This window comes from Kitasatospora sp. NPDC051914 (assembly GCF_040680995.1).
Taxonomy (GTDB): Bacteria; Actinomycetota; Actinomycetes; order Streptomycetales; family Streptomycetaceae; genus Kitasatospora.
This window is the reverse complement of sequence record NZ_JBFAXX010000040.1, coordinates 1-20,317: the sequence shown is the minus strand read 5'-3', so window position 1 is coordinate 20,317 and position 20,317 is coordinate 1. Positions and strand designations below refer to the sequence as shown.

At 71.6% G+C, this 20,317-nt stretch carries 10 protein-coding genes; 6 read left to right on the top strand and 4 right to left on the bottom strand.

Annotated elements, in window-relative coordinates; translation table 11 throughout:
• Positions 1-92: 92 nt before the first annotated feature.
• Complete coding sequence (locus tag AB0M03_RS25030; protein WP_363494490.1) at positions 93-4,316, bottom strand: ricin-type beta-trefoil lectin domain protein; 4,224 nt, start codon at positions 4,314-4,316, stop codon at positions 93-95.
• Positions 4,317-4,782: 466 nt separating this feature from the next.
• Here AB0M03_RS25030 and AB0M03_RS25025 point away from each other — a divergent pair, with 466 nt between their 5' ends.
• The 4 genes from AB0M03_RS25025 to AB0M03_RS25010 all read left to right on the top strand — a co-directional run bounded on the left by AB0M03_RS25025 (position 4,783) and on the right by AB0M03_RS25010 (position 15,027).
• Positions 4,783-11,904, top strand: coding sequence for a polymorphic toxin-type HINT domain-containing protein (locus tag AB0M03_RS25025; RefSeq protein WP_363494488.1), 7,122 nt, complete (start codon positions 4,783-4,785; stop codon positions 11,902-11,904).
• A 1-nt stretch (position 11,905) separates the two neighbouring features.
• On the top strand, positions 11,906-12,364 hold the full coding sequence (locus AB0M03_RS25020) for an SUKH-3 domain-containing protein (protein WP_363494486.1): 459 nt from the start codon (positions 11,906-11,908) through the stop codon (positions 12,362-12,364).
• Between the two features lie 356 nt (positions 12,365-12,720).
• A complete protein-coding gene (gene malQ / locus AB0M03_RS25015) occupies positions 12,721-14,772 on the top strand; it encodes a 4-alpha-glucanotransferase (RefSeq protein ID WP_363494574.1) in 2,052 nt (683 codons plus the stop codon).
• Between the two features lie 12 nt (positions 14,773-14,784).
• The gene (locus tag AB0M03_RS25010; protein ID WP_363494484.1) at positions 14,785-15,027 is read left to right on the top strand and encodes a hypothetical protein; all 243 of its coding nucleotides are present in this window, start codon (positions 14,785-14,787) and stop codon (positions 15,025-15,027) included.
• 91 nt (positions 15,028-15,118) lie between these two features.
• Here the strand turns inward: AB0M03_RS25010 and AB0M03_RS25005 are convergent, their stop codons facing one another.
• Genes AB0M03_RS25005 through AB0M03_RS24995 form a run of 3 tightly spaced genes read right to left on the bottom strand, consistent with a single transcriptional unit; the run spans position 15,119 to position 17,767 of the window.
• Positions 15,119-15,904, bottom strand: coding sequence for an FAD:protein FMN transferase (locus AB0M03_RS25005; RefSeq protein WP_363494482.1), 786 nt, complete (start codon positions 15,902-15,904; stop codon positions 15,119-15,121).
• Positions 15,905-15,911: 7 nt separating this feature from the next.
• On the bottom strand, positions 15,912-16,385 hold the full coding sequence (locus AB0M03_RS25000) for an FMN-binding protein (RefSeq protein WP_363494480.1): 474 nt from the start codon (positions 16,383-16,385) through the stop codon (positions 15,912-15,914).
• A 26-nt stretch (positions 16,386-16,411) separates the two neighbouring features.
• Entirely contained in the window at positions 16,412-17,767 is a 1,356-nt protein-coding gene (locus AB0M03_RS24995) for a ferredoxin reductase family protein (protein WP_363494478.1), read from the bottom strand.
• A 225-nt stretch (positions 17,768-17,992) separates the two neighbouring features.
• On the opposite strand from AB0M03_RS24995, the gene AB0M03_RS24990 reads away from it, so the two are divergent.
• Together AB0M03_RS24990 and AB0M03_RS24985 are read left to right on the top strand one after the other, a co-directional pair.
• Positions 17,993-18,709, top strand: a complete 717-nt coding sequence (locus AB0M03_RS24990; protein WP_363494476.1) for a response regulator transcription factor — start codon at positions 17,993-17,995, stop codon at positions 18,707-18,709.
• Positions 18,706-20,202, top strand: a complete 1,497-nt coding sequence (locus tag AB0M03_RS24985; protein ID WP_363494474.1) for a HAMP domain-containing sensor histidine kinase — start codon at positions 18,706-18,708, stop codon at positions 20,200-20,202. The genes AB0M03_RS24990 and AB0M03_RS24985 overlap by 4 nt, the downstream gene beginning before the upstream one ends.
• Positions 20,203-20,317 lie beyond the last annotated feature (115 nt).

Here is a 20,317-nt window from a genome sequence, read left to right as displayed (position 1 = left end):
GCCGATGGTGGGTATGCCCGATTTGCTCCCGGGAAAGGGGGCGGCCCCCGGGGCGGGTGTGCGCTCCGGGGGCCGCGGGGTGTGCTCTGCGATCAGCTGCCGGGCAGCGAGGCGGTGAGCACGGTGCGCAGCGAGCCGAACGACCAGCGCTGGGCCGGGCTGCTGTTGCAGGTGAAGACCTGCAGCTGGGTGCCGTTCGTGGTGCTGCCCCACGGATCGTCCAGGCAGCGGGCGGTGGCCGGGTTGTAGAACCCGCCGTTGCCGGTGGGCAGCCACTGCTGGTTGGCGCCGCCGTTGCAGGTGAACAGCTGCACCTTGGTGCCGTCCGCCGCGACGTTGTTGTAGGCGTCCAGGCACCAGCCCTGGTTGGTGACGGTGCCGTTGGCGTTCAGGCTCCACTGCTGGGCCGGGGTGGAGTTGCAGTCCGTGATCTGGACACGGTTGCCGTTGGCCAGCGTGTTGTAGTCGTTGTCCAGGCACTTGCCGGCGCTGGTGCCGGACAGCACGGCGGTGGCGGCGGCGGTCGCCACCGGTGCCGCGTACTGCTGGACGGCGAGTTCCGCGACCGAGCCGTTGAAGAAGCCGGCGGCGGCGCCGTTCGACCTGAACCGGCCGACGGCGAGCGCCTGCGAACTGGTGAAGGCGGGCGCGTGCAGGCCGGTGGAGGCGAGGGCGCCGTCGACGTAGAGCAGTAGCTCCTTGGTCTCGGCGTTGTAGCTCGCGGTCAGCTGCTGCCACTGGCCGATCTTCACCCGGGCACCGGCGTTGGCCGTGTCGGTCTGGTCGATGACCGCGTTGGCGGTGTCGGAGGCCGCCATGCCGAAGCGCCACTCGTAGACGCCCGCACCGCGGTCCGAGGGCCACAGCTGGAAGGCGCTGGCGTTGGTGCCGTCCTGCGAGGCCACCGCGCCGCCGGCGGCGTTGGCCTTGGCCCACACGGTGACGGTGAACGACTTCTTCGCGTCGAGGCCGAAGCCGGTGGAGGTCAGCGCGGCGGTGGTGCCGTTGAACGCGGCCACCTGGGCGGTGCGGCCGGCGACCGTGTCGCCCTGGAAGGCGGCGCCGCCCTGGACGGTCAGTGCGTGCAGCGCTGTCTCGTCCTTCGCGGCGCCCGCGCCGGTGGCGTCGGCGAGCTTCCAGTGGCCGAGCGGTGCCCGGAGGTCGCCGACGGCGACCGGGCTGCCGACACCGGTGACCGGGGTGCTCGACGTGCCGCTGGAGCTGGTGCCGGGGAAGACCACGAGGCGGCCGTCCTTGGCGGTGGCCCAGAGGTCCGCGACGCCGTCACCGGTGAGGTCGCCGTTGGAGCCGACGGTCGGGTACTCCTCCTTGGTGATGTTGCCGGTCGGGGCGGTGATGGCTCCGTAAGTGGGGTCGACCAGCTTGCTGAAGTCCGGTACGCCGCCGGTCATGGTGATGGGGTAGGCGTGCAGGACACCGTTGCTGCGGTCACGTGTCCACAGCGTGGGCTGGTTGTTGCCGTTGGCCGGGCCGGGACCGATGAGCTCGTAGTTCGACCAGTCTGCGGTGGAGACCTGGGAGTCCTTCGTGGGATCCAGGAGCTTCGCCCCGCCACCGGGCGGGAACATCCACAACTGCTTGTTGATCACGGCGAGCAGGGACGTCTTGGTGAGGATGGTGTTTCCTGCGGCGTCCTGCGTCGTCTCGCCCTCCGGGGTGCCGAGGGCCAGCACCTGGGTGGCGTTGGACCAGTCGGTGCCGAAGTCGGTCGGGCAGGCGTCCATCTTGGTGCCGTCGAGGTTGTAGCACTCGATCACCGGCGTGGAGGACGACGTCGACCCGTTCTTGAAGAAGGACGTGTGCAGGGTGAAGTTGCCGTGGCCGTCGTTCCAGTACATGTGCAGCCGCGGGTCGCCGGCGGGGTGGGCGAGCAGGTCGTCCACCGGCCGGTTGGCGCGGAGCGAGGAGCGGTGCGTGATCTGGACACCGGTCCAGGTCGCGCCTCCTGGCGCGCCGGCTGCCGAGCCTGCGATGTTGCCGGCCGAGGCGGCGTCGCCGAGCGCCGGCTGGATCACCCGCAGGTTGCCGTTGGCGTCGGGCAGCACCACGTCGGGCTTCCGGTCGCCGGTGACGTCGCCGAAGACCGGGTTGCTCGCCGGGTTCCACGGTGCGTAGTAGCTGTAGACGGCGGGCTGGCTGTAGTTGCCGGCGTTGTCCTGCGCCTGGACGTAGAGCGCGTTGGTGCCCCACGTACCCGGAACGGTGGTGTAGGCGGCCTTGCCGTTGGCGTCGGCCATCACCGTGTCCTGGTCACCGCACTTCCAGCCGGTGACCGGGGTGGGGGACTTCTTGACCTGGAAGCAGGCGAGGCCGGAGGCGTTCAGACCGCTGCCCGGGGCCGGGTCGCTGCCGGTCAGGGTGAAGGTGCCCGAGTCGGTGTTGAACTTGGTCGGGTTCGGGTTGGGCGTGCCGGACGGCGGGAAGTCGGCCGAGACGACGCCCACCGCGGGCGGGGTCTTGTCCACCCGGAAGTAGCACCACGGGGTCTCGTCGGACATCAGGGTGTCGTCGGTGGCGTTGACCGTCCAGCCGTACTGGTGGCCGTCGACCAGCGAACCGACCGGGACGACCTCGGCGTTGTAGGCGCCCGTCTTGGGGGTGCTGGGGGTCTGGCCCCCGCTCGGGTCGTTGTCGTCCCACATCCGGAACTTCGCGTAGAGCGGCAGCCCGGCGGGCGACCAGTCGTTCACGGCCAGCTGGATGTTCTGGTTGGCGCCGACCCAGCCCGGGTTGTACCAGGCGTAGCCGCCCGGGGTCTGGCAGTCGTTGTGCTGGTTGGTGGAGGCGAAGCCCGGCTGGGGAAGGGTCCGCGCCCACCAGACGCTCGGCGTGATGTCGTAGTTGGTGGTGATGTGCGGGTTGTTCGCCAGGTGCTTGCGGTGGTACTTGTTGTACTCGTCGTCCGGCGCGATGCCGACCGTCCAGTTCGGAGAGTGGTTCGCCGCGGCCTGCTGCATCTGCGAGGTCACGTTGAACGCGATCGGGCCGGTGCCGGTCAGGGGGGCGGAGCTGGCGACCTTGGTGCAGCCGCCGAACGTACCGCCACCGTTGCAGGGCTGGTTGTTCCAGGTCAGGTCGCTGGTGATGCCAGGCGTCCAGTAGAGGCCCAGCGACGTGCTGGTGCCTGGGCTGGACGCGCTGGTGACGCTGGCGTAGAACGTCGAGTCGAAGACGGTCGGCGCCTTGGGCGCACCGGTCGGGATGTTCCAGATCGCCGAGTTGATGCCGATGCGGTAGTAGATCCGCTCGCGGCCGTAGCCGGTGCAGTCACTGTAACCGCAGTAGCCGACACCGAGGTTGGAGACGGAGTCGGCGTACTTGGTGTTCGGGTTGTACTCCTGGACCTGGGCCGACATCACGGACCAGCTGTCGGCGCTGATCGTGGGGTCGAGGTACCAGGGGCCCTGGCCCTTGCCGAAGGTGGCGGTGTCCGGAACGAGGTCGAAGCCCTCGCTGTTCGCCGTGATCCCGATCTTGCCGATCGTGGCGTTGGCGCCCGGTCCCTGGGCGCTGGAGCCGGGTTCGGCGGGGTCGTTGCCCTCGGGGCCGGCCGTCCGGGCCGTCTTGCTGTTGCCGAGCACCGTGCCGCGGGCGGAGTCCCACTGGAAGGGCGTCGGCGCCTGCATGCGGACCTTGCCGGACTGGTCCTTGACGGTGACGTTGCCGGCAGAGTCGGTCGCGACGCTCAGCCCGGTGGTCCTGACCGGGAAGTGCAGGCGCTTGAGCCGGGGGTCCGCCGCGGCGGCCGCGGTGCGCACGACGACGACGTCGCGCCAGCCGCCGTCCGGCAGGGCGGTCAGCTGCAGGTCGACGTCGGGCAGCACGTTGCCGTACGTCGCGGTGTCGCCGTCCAGCGTCGGGGCGGGCAGTGTGAACGGGGCGGTGACGGAGAGCTTCTTGCCGTCCGCCGTGGTGATCGTGGCGAGCGGACCGGTGCCGCCGCCGGAGATCGTCAGGCCGCTGGAGGTGACGGCCGGGGCGACCGAGCCGTCGGCGTTGCGGTGCAGCCGGGTGTCGAGGTCCGCCCACGCCTTGCCGCGCTTGGCCCGCACCGGCTTGGCGTTGTCAGTGGTGGTGAACGTGCCGTTCGGGTTGGCGACGGTCGTCGAGGTCTCGTTGGTCATCGACTCGACGGGGGTCGCCTTGCCGGACGCCTTCGCCTTGCTCCGCGCGTCCAGCATGGCCTGCTGGAGCTCGGTGGGCTTCTGGGCGCCGGCCGGCTTCGCAGCAGCGGCACCGGACGGCGCGGCCGTCCCGTCGGCAGCCGAGGCCGCCGGTGCGGCCAGCAGCGCCATGCCGATCGCGCCGACGGTTGCTCCGGCCAGAAGCCTGGATGCGGCACGGCGATGGATCGGGGCCGACCGTGCGGTCGGTCTCGGATCGCTCTGTGTCATGACGGTTGGACCTCTTCCCCTCCGATCGCGCGGAGATCGCGCGAATGTTCGGAACGGAACGATGCGGACCTTCTGGCGGTTCGTCAAACGCGGCTTCGCCATATCGCCATATGTCCCGATCAAGGAGATCGATGAAGGTAAAACTTCAGCAAACAGATTGGGCCATCTGGGAGGTGGCGGCAGGTCAGGTCAGTCCCCACTCATAGGGTCTGCACGATCTACGGATCGTCATATCTTCATCTAGCCCTGACGGGCGACAACCTGGAGACGGTTCCCTTTGAGAGCGACACGAGCTCGATGGCCGGCCGGACGCTGGCTGCTCACGCGGTCACGATGGCTGGGCCTGATAAGTCTTCTGTCCGTATTGATGACGCTTCTGGCGGCGCCTTCCGCCGAGGCACTCGCCGCCCGGCGGCCCCACGGCAAGGTGTGGGCACCGCCGGGCACGCCGCTCGACAAGGGCATGAAGTCGGTCGGGGGCAAGAACCTCGTACCGTCGCAGCCCAAGGCGCCGGCATACCCGGTGCCGATGTCCTGGAAGCCCCCGGCGGCCGCCGCGTCCGCCCCGGGCGAGGCGACCGTCGCGCTGGAGGCCGGCAAGGCGGTCCAGGCCGGGCAGCTCCCGGTCAAGGTCGCGCCGGGCACCGGCGGCGACGTGAAGTCGGTGAAGGTCGAAGTCGCGGATTCCGAGGGGAAGTCCGCGGCCAACCGGCGCGTGACGCTGACCGACACGGCGGCGTCCGGCACCGGCAAGCAGGCCAAGAGCCTGAAGATCGCCCTCGACCTGAAGACGCTTCAGGGCGGCGCGTGGAACGACCGCACCCGTCTGGTGGCACTGCCCGCCTGCGCGGCGACCACCCCGGACGCGGCGGAGTGCCGCACCAAGACCCCGGTGGCCTCCTCGGTCGATCCCAAGTCCGGTGTACTGACCGCCGAGGTCCCGCTGACGGCGCCCGCCGCGTCGAAGACGGTGAAGAGCTCCACCACCGGTGAGGGCTCCTCCGTCGTCCGGGCCGACTTCGTGCAGGCAGCTCCCATGACCGCATCCGCGGTCGTGGCGACCGAGACGTCGGCCGGCGGCGCAGGCGGCACCTACGCGGCGACCCCGCTGTCGCCCTCGGCGGCCTGGGGCTCGGGCACCAACGTGGGCAACTTCACGTACTCGTACCCGATCCAGACCCCGCCGACCCTGGGCGGTTCGGCGCCGTCGGTCACGCTCTCCTACGACTCCTCGTCGGTGGACGGCAAGACCTCCGCGCAGAACTCGCAGTCCTCGTGGATCGGTGAGGGCTGGGACTACCAGCCGGGCTTCGTCGAGCGGTCCTACCGGGGCTGTGACAAGGACGGCATCACCAACTCCTCTGACCAGTGCTGGGCCGGCCAGAACGCCGTGCTCAACCTCGGCGGCCACTCGGGCACCCTGGTGCGCGACGACGCGACCGGCACCTGGCGCCTGCAGGGCGACGACGGCTCGAAGATCGAGCAGCTCACCGGAGCCACCAACGAGGCGCGCAACGGCGAGTACTGGCGTGTGACGACCACCGACGGCACCGAGTACTACTTCGGCCGCAACCACCTGCCGGGCGGCGACAACACCGACCCGGCGTCGAACTCGGTGGCCTACGAGCCGGTCTACTCGCCGAACAGCGGGGACGACTGCTACGACTCCGCCAAGGGCAAGGCCTCGTGGTGCCAGGAGGGCTGGCGCTGGAACCTCGACTACGTCGTGGACCCGCACCAGAACCTGATCACCTTCAACTACCAGCGTGACCTCAACTACTACAGCCGCGGCGGCGGCCAGAACAACGGCACGGGCACGCTCACCGCGTACGTCCGCGCCTCCGAGGTCACCCAGATCGCCTACGGCCAGCGCCTGCCCGACCAGGTCGCCGCCAAGGGTGCCGCCAAGCCGGCGGCGAAGGTTCTGTTCACCACCGCCGAGCGCTGTGTGCCCGGCGGCAGCATCACCTGCACCACCGCCCAACGCGTGGTGGCCAACCAGAACAACTGGCCGGACACCCCGCTCGACCTCAACTGCGCCTCCAGCGGCACCTGCACCAACTACGGGCCGTCCTTCTGGTCCCCGCTGAAGCTGTCGAAGATCGAGACCCAGGTCCTGGTCGGCACCGCGTACCGGTCCGTCGACCAGTGGGACCTGAAGCACTCCTTCCCCAACCCGGGCGACGGCACCAAGCCCTCGCTGTGGCTGGACTCGATCACCCGGACAGCCACCAACGGCCAGTCGGCACAGTCGCTCCCGGCGGTCACCTTCACCCCGCGCGAGCTGGGCAACCGCGTCGACGGCCTCGTCCCGGCCCAGCCGGCGTTCAACCGGCCGCGGATGCAGCAGATCACCACCGAGACCGGCGGGAAGATCAACGTCAACTACCGGGCCACGGAGTGCTCGCGCAACGCCGGCACCATGCCGGCCGCCGCGGACATCAACACCATGGCCTGCATGCCGGTCAACTGGTACCTGCCCGGCTCCTCCTCACCGGACCCGGTCAAGGACTGGTTCCACAAGTACCTGGTCTCCTCGGTCACCGAGCAGGACGCGGTCACCGGCGCGCTGGTGAAGTCCACGGACTACACCTATGGCGGCGGCGCCGCCTGGCACCGCAACGACGGCGAGTTCACCGACCCCAAGACCCGCACCTGGGACGACTTCCGGGGTTACCAGAGCGTCACCACCACCAGCGGCTCCGCCTACACCGGCGAGGCCCCGAAGACCCAGCAGGTCACCACGTACCTGCGAGGCATGGACGGCGACTACAAGGCCGACGGCTCCAAGCGGGCGGTCACCGTCTCCTTCACCCCGTACCCGGGTGCGGCGGCGGTGTCGGTCACCGACGACAAGTGGCGCGCCGGCGGGGTGATCGGCAGCCAGACCTACGACAAGGCCGGCGGCTCGATCGTCAGCGCCTCGGCCGCCGTCACCTCGGACGACCGGGTGACGGCGACGCACAAGCAGCAGAACGGTATGCCGGACCTGGTGGCCCGGTACGGCAGCAGCAAGTCCACCTCGTCCTCCTGGGCGAAGAAGGCGGACGGCTCCTGGCGGGCCCTGACCACCGTCATGACCACCGACCCGGACCACGGCAACCGGCCGCTGCAGATCGACGACAAGGGCGACGGCACCGCCGCCGCGCCGGAGATCTGCTCGACCAACAGCTACGCGACGAGCAGCAACCCGATGCTGCTGGTGCTCGTCTCCCGCGAGCTGACCGTGACCGGCCCCTGCGGCACCACGCCCACCGCGTCGAACACCCAGAAGGACACCCGCACGTTCTACGACGGGAAGCCCTACGGCCAGGCCGGCGCCACCGGTGACCCGACGTCGACCGACACGATCGACAGCTACGACGGCTCCGGCAACGCGGTCTACTCGACGCTGACCACGGCGACCTTCGACGCCTACGGCCGCGCCAAGACCTCGGCCGGCCCGGACGGCAGGGCGACCACCACGGACCTCTCGCCGGCCACCGGCGCGATCCCCACCAAGGTCACCCTGACCACTCCGATGGGCGCGACCTGGGCGACCTCGCAGACCTTCGACCCCGGCCGCAACCTGCCGCTGGAGTCGACGGACGCCAACAACCGCCACACCACCCGGCAGTACGACGCCCTCGGCCGGCTCACCGGTGTGTGGACGGCCGACCGGGCGACCAATCTGTCCGCCACCTACACGTTCTCCTACGCGATCAATGGCACCACGGCCCCGTCCGTGGTCACCTCCAGGTCGCTGACCGAGGACGAGACCTACTTGGTCAAGAACGAGCTGTACGACGGCCTCGGTCGGCTGCGCCAGACGCAGTCCAGCCTGCCGACCGGCGGCACGGGCCGACTGATCACCGACACCGTCTACGACTCGCACGGCTGGGCGATCAAGTCCTCGTCGCCGTACTACGAGAGCACCACCCAGCCCAACGGCACGGTCTACGTGCCGCAGGACTCGCAGGTTCCGGCGCAGACCTGGGTCACCTACGACGGCCAGGGCCGCACCACCACGTCGGCGTTCGTCTCCTACGGGCAGCAGCAGTGGACGTCCTCCACCGCCTACCCGGGTGTCGACCGCACCGACGCGACCCCGCCGCAGGGTGCCTCGCCGACCACGACGGTCACCGACGCACGCGGCCGCACCACCCAGCTGTGGCAGTACCGCACCGCCACCGCCACCGGCAATGCGTTCGATGCCGACGTGACGACCTACAGCTTCACCGCTGCGGGCCAGCCCGAGAAGCGCACCGACGCCGCGGGCAACGTCTGGACCTACGAGTACGACCTGCGCGGCCGTCAGACCGCCGTCACGGACCCGGACAGCGGGACCACCCGGACGGCCTACGACGCCGACTCCCGTGTCGCGTCCACCACCGATGCGCGCGGCAACAAGCTCGCCTACACCTACGACCTGCTCGGTCGCAAGACCGGCCTGTTCAAGGACAGCGTGGCGCCGGCGAACCAGCTCGCGGGCTGGACGTACGACACCGTCGCGGGCGCGAAGGGCCAGCTGGCCTCCGCGACCCGTTACGTCGGCGGCGCCACCGGCAAGGCGTACACCCAGGAGGTGACCGCGTACGACACCATGTACCGGCCCACCGACGCCAAGGTGACGATCCCCGACAACGAGGGCGCCCTCAAGGGCACCTACGCCACCCACAACGACTACTCGCCGATCCTCGGATCGCTGATCCACACCGACCTTCCAGCGATGGGCGGCCTGCCCGCGGAGGGTGTCGACTACCTCTACAGCAACACCGGCCTGCTGATCGCCTCCGGCGGCAACAGCACCCTGGTCACCGATGTGCAGTACGACGCCGCGGGCCGCGCGGTGCGCACCACGATCGGCGACTGGGGCAAGGAGGTCGTCTCCACCCAGCAGTACGACTGGGCCACCGGCCGCCTGATCCAGAACACCCTGGACCGACAGACCGGCACCACCTCGCTCGACCAGACCACCTACACCTACAACCCCGCCGGCCGGCTCACCTCGGTCAGCGATGTCCAGAGCGCCACCGCGACCGACCGTCAGTGCTTCACCTACGACTACCTCGGCCGCCTCACCAACGCCTGGACGGACACCGGCACGGTCACCACCGCGCCCGCGCCCTCCGTGCCCGGGGTGGGCTCGTGCACCAACGCCAACGGCCCCGCCATGACCGGCAGCCCGGCCAAGCCGAGCGTCGGCGGTCCGGCCCCGTACTGGCAGACGTACAGCTACGACAAGACCGGCAACCGCACCGGCCTCGTCCAGCACGACGTCACCGGTGACACCACCAAGGACGTCACCACCACCCAGACCTTCGGCACCGGCGCCAACACCGCCACCTCCGCCCCGAACACCGGCGGCGGAACCGGCGGCCCGCACTCGCTGCAGAAGGCCTCGGTCAAGTCCCCGTCCGGGACGAAGGACACCACCTACCAGTACGACGTCCAGGGCAACACCACGGCCGTCACCGACCCCTCCGGCACCACCAACCTCACCTGGAACGGCGAGGACAAGCTCGACACCATCGGCAAGTCCGGCCAGAACAAGGACACGTCCTACCTGTACGACGCGGACGGCAACCAGCTGATCCGCCGCAACCCCGGCAAGACCACGCTCAACCTCGGCTCCGACGAACTCACGCTCGACACCGCCAGCGGGTCCATGTCCGACGTGCGCTACTACGCTGCGCCCGGCGGCATCACCATCACCCGGGTCACCGCGGCCTCCGGCGGCGGCAAGCTCGTCTATCAGGTCTCCGACCCGCACGGCACCAACGGCGTCCAGATCGACACCGACGCCGCGCAGACCGTCAGCCGACGTCCCACCGACCCGTTCGGCAACCCCCGCGGCACCCAGCCCGGCGCCGGCACCTGGGCCGGAGACAAGGGCTTCGTCGGCGGCACCCTCGACGGCGAAACTGGTCTCACCAACCTCGGCGCCCGCGAGTACGACCCACTGCACGGCCGCTTCCTCAACCCCGACCCGCTCTTGGCGGTCTCCAGCCCCCAACAGTGGAACGGGTACGCGTACAGCGAGAACGACCCGGTCAACGGCAGCGACCCGTCGGGTCTCATGAACATGGCGCTCAGTGACGGGGGCGGCATCGACGACGGCGCTCCCGCCCCGCAACCCACGACCGAGACCAGCGGTAATGGAAGCGGCGGCAACGGTAACGACGGTCATGACAAGGGCAAGAAGTGTGGCGGCTTTGGCGGCTGGCTCAAGTGCAAGGCCAAGGCCGCTGCCAACGCCGTCGTCAAGGTGGTCGAGGAGCACCCGGTCATCGCCGCGATGGTCGTCACCGCGGTGGTGGTGGGCGCTGCAGCCTGCATCATCATGAGCGCCGGGGCATGTGCTGCGGTCATCGTTCCGGCTGCGGCCAACGGTGCCCTCGCGGCCGCCGAGTTCGGTGCCGCCGCCATGGTGGCGGGTGCTGCGACAGCAGTCACCGTCGAAGCCGGCATAGCCGTCGGTGCCACAGCCCTGGCCGCATTGGGTGTCGGTGCGGCGGTCGCCGCCAAGACCGCCCAGCGGGCGGAGCAGTCCGCCGCGGGCGTCAGCAGCCGTACCACGCAGACGGCGGGCAAGGCCGCCAGCAAGGACGCGGCCGAAACCAGTAAGGCCGCTCGCCCCAGCACTGGTGGCGGCGGTGGCGGCTGCAACAGCTTCCCCGCTGGCACCCAGGTGCAGCTTGCAGATGGCGGTACCAAGGCCATCGACAAGATCCAGGTCGGTGACCAGGTCACTGCCACCGATCCGTCCACCGGCATCACCGCAGCACGTCCTGTTGTGGCGCTCATTGTGGGTCATCACGACACGGACTACACCGAGCTGACCGTTACCGCAGCGGGGCCGCGTGCTCCCCCGGCAGAGAAGGAGTCCATCACTTCCACGGCGAACCACCCGTACTGGGACGTCACCACCCAGCGCTGGACCAACGCCAAGGACATCAAGCCCGGCGATCAGCTGCAGAACCTGGATGGCACCACACTCACCGTGCTCGCCGTCCACTCCTACGCGACTGCGCCGCAGACGGCCTACAACTTCACCGTTGCTGATCTGCATACCTACTACGTTCTAGCGGGCGTGGCTCCGACGCTCGTGCACAACGCGGCTGCGGACCTCTGCGATCTCACCAAGAAGGCCGCACAGCAAAGCCCTACGAATAACCAGGCGGTGTCGGTTGCTCGTGACACCTATACTGGCACAGAGCGATCGGGTGAAAGCGGTGCAGTTCCGGGAAATGTTCACCCCGAGTTGGCTCCGCGCCTAAAGGCAGCGCAGGACCTCCAGGCCAGTGGCACTCACAAGGAGGCGTGGGACCCTGGGACCTGTGCAGAGTTTCACTCGTGCAACAACGTCCTGAATACCGTCCCGGGCATTAGGCTCGATGATATCGAGTACTTCACGATAAATAAGCGAGATCTAACTCCGAAGTTTTCATGTGGCTGGTGTCAAATGATTCTTGGGGGCCCTGGAGGGGCAATCGAAAGGACTCAATGAAATGCCTAGAGCCGTAAGTGACTCCTGGCTAGGCTCGGTTCTCTCTCCCGGGTGGTCGCCGATCCGTCGAGTTGACGTCTCGGAAGCGCTGGCGGCGTGGAAGGCGGATGGCCATTACCCATTGGAACCGGCGATCGAGGTTGCTTCAAGGCTTGACGGGCTTAGCTTCAGGTACCCCCGCCCAGCGGTCGGGGAATCTCCCGACGAGTGCTCTTTTGATGCTGCAGCCGCGTCTCGTTCGATTTATCCGCAAGTCGTCCGGGGTTACGAAAACGCCATTGGGTCCCAGTTGTGCCCAGTGGGGGTAACCGCCTCGAGGCATGTTGTGCTCATGGTCTCCGGGGATGGCGCAATATATGGGGGATATGACCGGTTCCTTGCTCGCTATGGGGGTGACTGGAGGGAGGCGATCTGGGTAATATACAACCGAATTTCGCCGTCCAGAATCACCCTTGATTAACTGGATGGGATGCTGCCGCGTTTCGATGGATTGACCCTGCGGGGGAAGATCTTTTGGGCTGTGAAAAGTGGCAGGATTTTATTCCCTGTGGGGCTCGGTCGATCGACCGAGCCCCACGGCATTTTGAGGCCGGCGATTGCGTGTCGTAGCAACCTGGAACGCCCGAGAGCCCGGACTGCCAGTTGCTCTCGTGTCGGTCGGGGTCACCAGGCCCCATGACGGGTAGGACTGTGCCTGTTCGCGTTCGGTGATGGCCCGACTGCAGGGAGCCGCGAGTGGCTGCATACCTTGACCGTGACCAGGCAGCCGGGGAGCAGGTCCCCGCCGAGGACGCGCCGCCCCCGCCGCCGGAACTGGTGGCACTGGCGCACGCGTACGGGGTGGACAGCAGCTACAACCCGGGCGGCGGGACGGTCCCGGTCGGCTCGGACACCCTGGTCGCCGTGCTGGCCGCGCTCGGGGTGGACGCCTCGACGCCGGACGCCGTGCAGGCCGAGCTGCACAGGCACCGGGTGGAGACCGCCGCCCGGCTGCTGCCGCCGACGGTGGTGGTCCGTCAGGGCCGCCGCACCGCCCTGGACGTCCCCGCCGAGGCGGAACTCGCCGTCGAGCTGGAGGACGGCGGCCACTGGGACCTCCCGAAAGGCCACTCGCACTGGCTGCCCGCCGACCTCCCCCTCGGCCGGCACCGGCTGACCGCGAAGGCGGGACCGCGGGAGTCCTCCGCCGCCCTGATCGTCGCCCCCGAGCGGCTGCCGGAGCCGCAGGGCCGCAGCTGGGGCTTCCTCGCCCAGCTGTACTCGGTGCTCTCCGACCGCTCCTGGGGCATGGGCGACCTCGGCGACCTGGCCGACCTCGCCCGGTGGGCCGGCCACGAGCTGGGCGCCGGCTTCCTGCAGATCAATCCGCTGCACTCCGGCATGCCCGGGGCGCCCTCCGACCCGTCGCCGTACCGCCCCTCCTCCCGGCGCTTCGCCGACCCCGTCCACCTGCGGATCGAGGACGTGCCCGAGTACGCGTACGCCGACGCCGCCGTGCGCGGGTACGCCGAGCGGGCCGGCCGGCTGCGCGCCGAGGTGCTGGAGCACGACGGACTGATCGACCGGGACGCCGTCTGGGCGCTCAAGCGGGAGGCGCTGGAGGCGCTGTACGCGGTGCCCCGCACGGTCGGCCGGGACGCCGCCTTCCGGGCGTTCGCCGCCCGCGAGGGCGAGTGGCTGGAGCGGTACGCCACCTGGTGCGCCCTCGCCGAGGAGCACGGCCCGAACCGGCACACCTGGCCGAAGGGCCTGCGCCGCCCGGACAGCCCGCACGTGGCCGCCGCGAAGGCGGTGCTCGCCGACCGGATCGGCTTCCACCGCTGGCTCGCCTGGCTGGTGGACGAGCAGCTCGGCCGGGCCCAGCGGGCCGCCGAGGACGCCGGCATGGCGGTCGGTCTGATCCACGACCTCGCGGTCGGCGTGCACCCGGACGGCGCCGACGCCTGGGCGCTGCAGGACGTCCTGGCGGAGGGCATCTCGGTCGGCGCCCCACCGGACGCCTTCAACGCCCACGGCCAGGACTGGGGCCTGCCGCCGTGGCGCCCGGACGCGCTCGCCGCCGCCGGCTACGAGCCGTTCGGCGAGCTGCTGCGGGCCGCGGCCCGGCACGCCGGGGCGCTGCGGATCGACCACGTGATGGGCCTGTTCCGACTGTGGTGGGTGCCGGCCGGGCACCCGCCGACCCGCGGCGCGTACGTCCGCTACGACGCGGAGGCGATGCTCGGCGTGCTGGCGCTGGAGGCGCACCGGGCCGGCGCGTACGTGATCGGCGAGGACCTGGGCACCGTCGAGCCCGGTGTGCGCGAGGAGTTGACGGGGCGCGGCATCCTCGGCACCTCGGTGCTGTGGTTCGAGCGGGACTGGCACAGCAAGGGCGAGATCCTCCCGCCGGAGCGCTGGCGGGCCGGCTGCCTGGCCACCCTGACCACCCACGACCTGCCGCCGACCGCCGCCCGGCTCAGCGGCGAGCACGTCGAACTGCGGCACCGCCTGGGCCTGCTGGCCCGGCCGCTGGACGACGAGCAGGACGCCGCGCGGGCCGAGCTCGCCGAGTGGCGCGAGGAGCTGGCCGCCCGCGGCTTCGTCCCGGAGGGCGCCGAGCCGACGCCGGAGGCGCTCTACGACTTCCTGCGGGCGACCCCGGCGGCGCTGGTCGGCGTCTGGCTGCCGGACGCGGTCGGCGACCCGCGCCCGCAGAACCTCCCCGGCACCTGGGACCAGTACCCGAACTGGCGGCTGCCGGTGGCCGACCGGGAAGGCCACCCGGTCACCCTGGACGCGCTCGCCCAGGCGCCGTCCACGGCCCGGCTGGTCGCGGGGCTCGCGGCGGGGCTCGGAAGGCCCACCCCGCCGCGCGGCGCCGTGTGAGCGGCCGGTACCGTGGGAAACGTGGACAAGAGGAATGCTGTGCGCGCCGGTGCGGTCACCGCGGCGGCCACGCTGATGATGCTGATGACGTCGCCCGCCATGGCCCTGACCCGCGACGACGGTGACGAACCGGGCAGCGGGATCAGCACCGGTGAGGTCATCGGTATCTACGTGCTCCTGCCGATCGCGCTCTTCCTGCTGATCGCCGGCCTGGTCATGCTGCCCTCGCTGCGCAGCAAGGGCAAGAACAAGTAAGACGTCCGTCCGAGCGCCGTCGGGGCACCCGCCCCGGCGGCGCTCCGGCATGTCCGGCGGCGCCCGCGCCCGGGCACCCGGCCCCCGGCGGTCAGGAGCGGGCGAGGGCGGCCGGGTGCCAGTCGGCCGGACCGACGGCCGGAAGGTGCCGGGCCAGCCCGTCCGTCCAGCGCCTGGTGCCGTCGGGGAGGACGGCCAGCGCCTCCACACCGGGCCGCTCCCGCACCCAGTCGAGGGCGCGCACCGGGCCCATGGCGAACGCGGCAGTCGTCCAGGCGTCGGTGCGGGCGATGCCGGTGCCGGGGGCGCCGACCAGGGTGAGCGAGGCCGTGCCGACCGCGGGGCGGCCGGTGTGCGGGTCGACGATGTGCGCGCCGCGCTCGGCGGTGCCGGAGGTGGCGACCGCGAGGTCGTGGCCGCCGAGCACGGCGGCCAGCCGCCCGGGCAGCAGCGGGTTCGCGACGCCGATCCGCCAGGGACCGCCCGCGGTCTGCACGTCGCCGCCGCCGCTGACGCAGTGCTGCCGGGAGCCCGCTTCGCGCAGCATCCGTGACGCCTCCTCGACCGCCCAGCCCTTCACCCAGCCGCTGGGGTCGAGCCGGCCGGCCGGGCGCTCGGTGAACCATCCGCCGGTCTCCGCGGCGACGGTCCGGCAGGCCTCCAGCACGGCGGGGACGTCCGGGTCGCACTGTTCCGGGGCGAGCTCGCCGCGGTCCAGCCGGCTGATGTCGCTGTCGGCGCGGTAGGGGGAGAAGACCGCGTCGATCCGGTGCAGCCGGGCGGTGATCCGACGCAGCACCTCGGAGGTGCCGGGGCCCGGGTCGCGGACGGCGATCGAGAAGACGGTGCCCATCACGGGCTCGGCGTGGCGGAGCACCGCGGCCTCACCGCCCGGCCTTGTCGAGGGCGCTCTGCAGGGACTTCGTGTAGCCGTCACTGGTGAAGGTGGCGCCGCTGATCACGTCGATGTCGGCGCTCTGGGCGGCCATCGCCTCCTGGTTGAGCAGCGGCAGCGCGTAGCTGTTGATCTCCTGGTCGCGGCGGTCGTTCGCGGGGTACTGGATCACGTCGACGGCGGTGATGCGGCTGCCGTCGAGCGTGACCTTGACCTGGACGGGGCCGTAGCGGGTGTTGGCGGCGTCCCCGGTGACCGTCCGGGTCCCCGAGGCGCTCGTGGACCCCGACGACCCCGAGGACGCCCCGGAGCTGCCGGCCGACCCCGAGGAGGCACCGGTGGTGCCGCCGGTCCCGCCCGAGCTGACGACCGGGGCGGCCCCGGCCCCGTCGTGCGGCTTCATGGAGAGCAGCAGCACGATCCCGGCCGCGGTGGCGGCGCTGCTGACGACGGCTCGGCGCATGGGAGGGTCCTCCTCGGGACGACGGATCAGAAGGCGAAGGACTCGCGGTGGATGCGGTTCGGCCGCACGCCGGCGGCCCGCAGGGAGCGGACGGCCTCCTCGGCCATCGCCTCCGGCCCGCAGAGGTAGACCTCGTGGTCGGCGAGGTCGGGGACGAGGTCGCGCAGCGCCGTGCCGAGATCGCCGACCTGGGTACGGGAGCCGACCAGCTCGTGCACCCGGCCGCCCCGCCGCCGGGCGACCCCCGCCAGCTCCTCCCGGAAGAGCAGGTCCTCCGGCCTGCGGGCGCGCTGCACCAGGGTCACCTGACCCGGCAGGGTCTCGAACAGCGCCCGCAACGGGGTGATGCCGACGCCGACCCCGAGCAGCAGGACCCGCCGCTCGCGGTGCAGCCGGGCGGTGAAGGCACCGTACGGGCCCTCGGCCCTCACCCGGGTGCCGGGACGAAGGGCGGCCACGGCGGCGCTGTGCCCGCCGAGGTCCTTGACGGTGAACCGCAGGAAGTGCGGGTGCGGCGGTGCCGACAGCGAGTACGGGTTGGCGGCCCAGCGCAGCCCGGGCTCCTGGAACTGCAGCCGGAAGAACTGCCCCGGCTCGGCCCGCAGTTCGTCCAGCCGGTGGCCGGTCAGGAAGAGCGACACCACGCCGGAGGCCTCCGGCCGGACCTCGGCGACCTGCAGCCGGTGCCGGCGGTCGAACAGCCACGGCCGCACCAGCCGGTACCAGCCGACGAGGACGGCGGTGCCCAGGTACAGCGCGTACCAGAGCGCCTTGGCCTTGGGGTCGCCGAAGTCGGCTCCGGTCGCGAGCTGGTGGCCGAAGCCGAGCGCGACGGCCAGGTAGGTCGCCAGGTGCAGGTAGTACCAGGTCTCGTAGGAGAGCCGGCGGCGCGCCGCCCGGGCCGAGACCGCGCCGGTACCCAGCAGCAGGATCGTGCCCAGCGTCGCCTTGATCATCTCGGGATAGTGAAAGACGATGTCGACGCCCTCGGCGACCACCCCCCGGTCGTTGGTGAGCGCGTACCCCCAGACGATCGTCAGCACGTGGGCGGTCACCACGGCGACCATCCAGCGCCCGCCGAAGGCGTGCCAGCGGGCCAGCCGGTCCGCCCCGACCTCGCGCTCCAGCAGCGGCAGCCGGGCCATCAGCAGGATGAGCACGGGGGCGGCGTAGCCGGCGAGCAGGCCGGTGAGCCGGCCCGCGTTGGTGAGCCAGCCGGCCGCGCCGACGACCGAGGCGGTGTCCTTCCACCAGAGCGCGGTGACGCCGAGCGCTCCCGCCGCGATCAGCGCGAGCACGGCGGCCGGCACGGCGGCGACCGGACGGCGGGGCACTGCCCGGTGCGTCCGGGCGGCGGACCGCGGTGGGGCTGCGGTGGCCATCGGGAACCTCCTTCGAACCCGGCGGCGGGTGTCGCCGAGGTGGCCCACGATGGCACCGGAAGCTCTCAGTTGCCTCTGAGTGCGAGGCGCCACGACAGCTTCCAGGAGGCATGTATTCGCAGGTGGAAACCTGTTTGTCGGCTCCGGGCGACGCCGCGGGATCTCAGCGCTTTCTCATCGCGGCGGGCCAGAATGAGAGCCACCGAAGCACACCGAGGGAGCACCATGGACGACTCCGCCGACCGGCAGGGCTGGCGCGTCCTCGTCGTGGACGACGAGCCCGATCTGGTGGAGGTTGTCTGCGGGGCGCTCCGCTACGAGGGCTGGGAGGCCGTCGGCGAGACCACCGGCGAGGCTGCTGTCCGTACCGCGGCCGCCTGGCGACCGCACGCCGTGGTGCTCGACATGATGCTTCCCGACCTCGACGGCATGGAGGTGCTGCGCCGCATCCACGCCGCGCGGCCCGAGGTCCGGGTGCTCTTCCTGACCGCCCGCGACGCCGTCGAGGACCGGATCGCCGGGATCGCGGCGGGCGGCGACGACTACGTCACCAAGCCGTTCAGCCTGGCCGAGGTCGTCGTCCGGCTGCGCGGACTGCTGCGCCGCACGGCCCCGCCCCCACCCGCCGGGCAGCCGCCCGCGCACGCCCTGGTGCTCGGCGACCTCGTGCTCGACGAGCCGGCCCGCGAGGTCACCCGGGGCGGGGAGCCGATCGACCTCAGCCCCACCGAGTACGCGCTGCTGGCGTACCTGATGCACCATCCCCGGCAGGTGCTGAGCAAGGCGCAGATCCTGGACGCCGTCTGGTCGTACGACTTCGGCGGGCAGGCGCACGTCGTGGAGCTGTACATCAGCTACCTGCGCAAGAAGATCGATGTCGGCCGGACGCCGATGATCCACACCGTGCGCGGCGCCGGCTACCTGATCAAGGCGTCCCCGTGACGGCCGCCGGCGACCGGGCCGCCCGCCTGCGCGCGCAGGCGGGACGGCTCGTGCCGCGGACCCTGCGCGCCCGGCTGATCGCCGGACTGCTGGTGCTGCTGGTCGTCACCTGCGCCGCGGTCGGCTTCGCCACCACCGCGGCCCTGCGGCACTTCCTGGTCGACCGGCTGGACCAGCAGCTCGCCGACACCGGCGGCCGGTACGCCGCCAGCCTGGAGCACGCCGGCCGGGGCGGGGCCACCGACACCCGGGCGCAGACCCCCGGCACCTTCGGTGCACGGCTGCTGGACGGCCGGGCCACTGCGGCCGGTGTGGTGGACGGGGACGCCGACGACGCCGACCGCCCCAACGCCGACGACCGGGTCGACCTCTCCGCCGCCGATCAGCGCGCCCTGGCCGCGCTGCCCGTGGGCGGCCCGGCTCGCACCGTCCGGCTGCCGGCCCTCGAAGGCCCGTACCGGATGCAGGCGGTCGCCGGCCGGGACGGCGACGTGCTGGTCAGCGGCCTGCCGCTGGGTCAGGTCGAGGACACCGTGGAGCGTCTGACGACCCTGGAGCTGACGGTCTTCGCCATCGCGGTCACCGCGGCGGGGGTGGCCGGCGCGCTCTGGGTCCGCTGGTCGCTGCGGCCGCTGGACCGGGTGGTCGCGACCGCCGAGCGGGTCAGCACGCTGCCGCTCGCGAGCGGCGCCGTCGACCTCTCCGAGCGGGTGCCCGACGACGACCCGGCGACGGAGGTCGGCCGGGTGGGCGCGGCGCTCAACCGGATGCTCGGCCACGTCGGCGCGGCGCTCGCCCGGCGGCACGCGGTGGAGGAGCGGCTGAGGGCGTTCGCCGCCGACGCCAGCCACGAGCTGCGCACCCCGGTCGCCGCCGTCCGCGGGCACGCCGAGCTGGCGCTGCGCCACCCCGGCACGGTGCCCGAACCGGTGGTGCACTCGCTGGAGCGGATCGGCGCCGAGGCCCGACGGATGGGTGCGATCGTCGAGGACCTGCTGCTGCTCGCCCGCCTGGACGCGGGCCGGCCGCTGGCCGACCAGGAGGTCGACCTGACCCGGATCTCCCTGGACGGCGTGGCCGACGCCCGCGCCGCCGGGCCGGACCACCGCTGGCGGCTGGTGCTGCCCGAGGAACCGGTGCTCGTCCGCGGGGACGCCGACCGGCTGCGCCAGGTGGTGGCCAACCTGCTGGCCAACGCCCGGACCCACACGCCCGCCGGCACCGCGGTGGAGCTCGCCCTGGAGCGGGGAGGCGGGGAGGTGCGGCTGTCCGTCGCCGACACCGGCCCGGGCATTCCACCGGAGCTGGCGGACCGGGTGTTCGAGCGCTTCGTGCGCGGGGACCGGGGCAGGTCGCGGGCCACCGGGTCCACCGGGCTCGGCCTGTCGATCGTGCAGGCGGTCGCCCAGGCGCACGGAGGCACGGTGGACGCGGCGAGCCGGCCTGGCCGCACCGTCTTCACCGTCCGGCTGCCGGCCGTGCCCTCCGCGTGACCGGCGGTCCGGCAAGGTCCTGGAAACGCGTCGGCCGCCCCGGGGGGGGCGGGGGGGCCCACCGGGGGGGGGGGGTGTCGGCGCCCGCGCGGGGGCCGTGGGCGGCCCGGGCGCG

Bases quoted from the DNA above. Each gene is read 5' to 3' on its own strand.
- AB0M03_RS25030 (WP_363494490.1), bottom strand. From the start codon at position 4,316: ATGGCGCTGCTGGCCGCACCGGCGGCCTCGGCTGCCGACGGGACGGCC.
- AB0M03_RS24990 (WP_363494476.1), top strand. From the start codon at position 17,993: ATGGACGACTCCGCCGACCGGCAGGGCTGGCGCGTCCTCGTCGTGGAC.
- AB0M03_RS25020 (WP_363494486.1), top strand. From the start codon at position 11,906: ATGCCTAGAGCCGTAAGTGACTCCTGGCTAGGCTCGGTTCTCTCTCCC.
- AB0M03_RS25025 (WP_363494488.1), top strand. From the start codon at position 4,783: ATGACGCTTCTGGCGGCGCCTTCCGCCGAGGCACTCGCCGCCCGGCGG.
- AB0M03_RS25000 (WP_363494480.1), bottom strand. From the start codon at position 16,385: ATGCGCCGAGCCGTCGTCAGCAGCGCCGCCACCGCGGCCGGGATCGTG.
- AB0M03_RS24995 (WP_363494478.1), bottom strand. From the start codon at position 17,767: ATGGCCACCGCAGCCCCACCGCGGTCCGCCGCCCGGACGCACCGGGCA.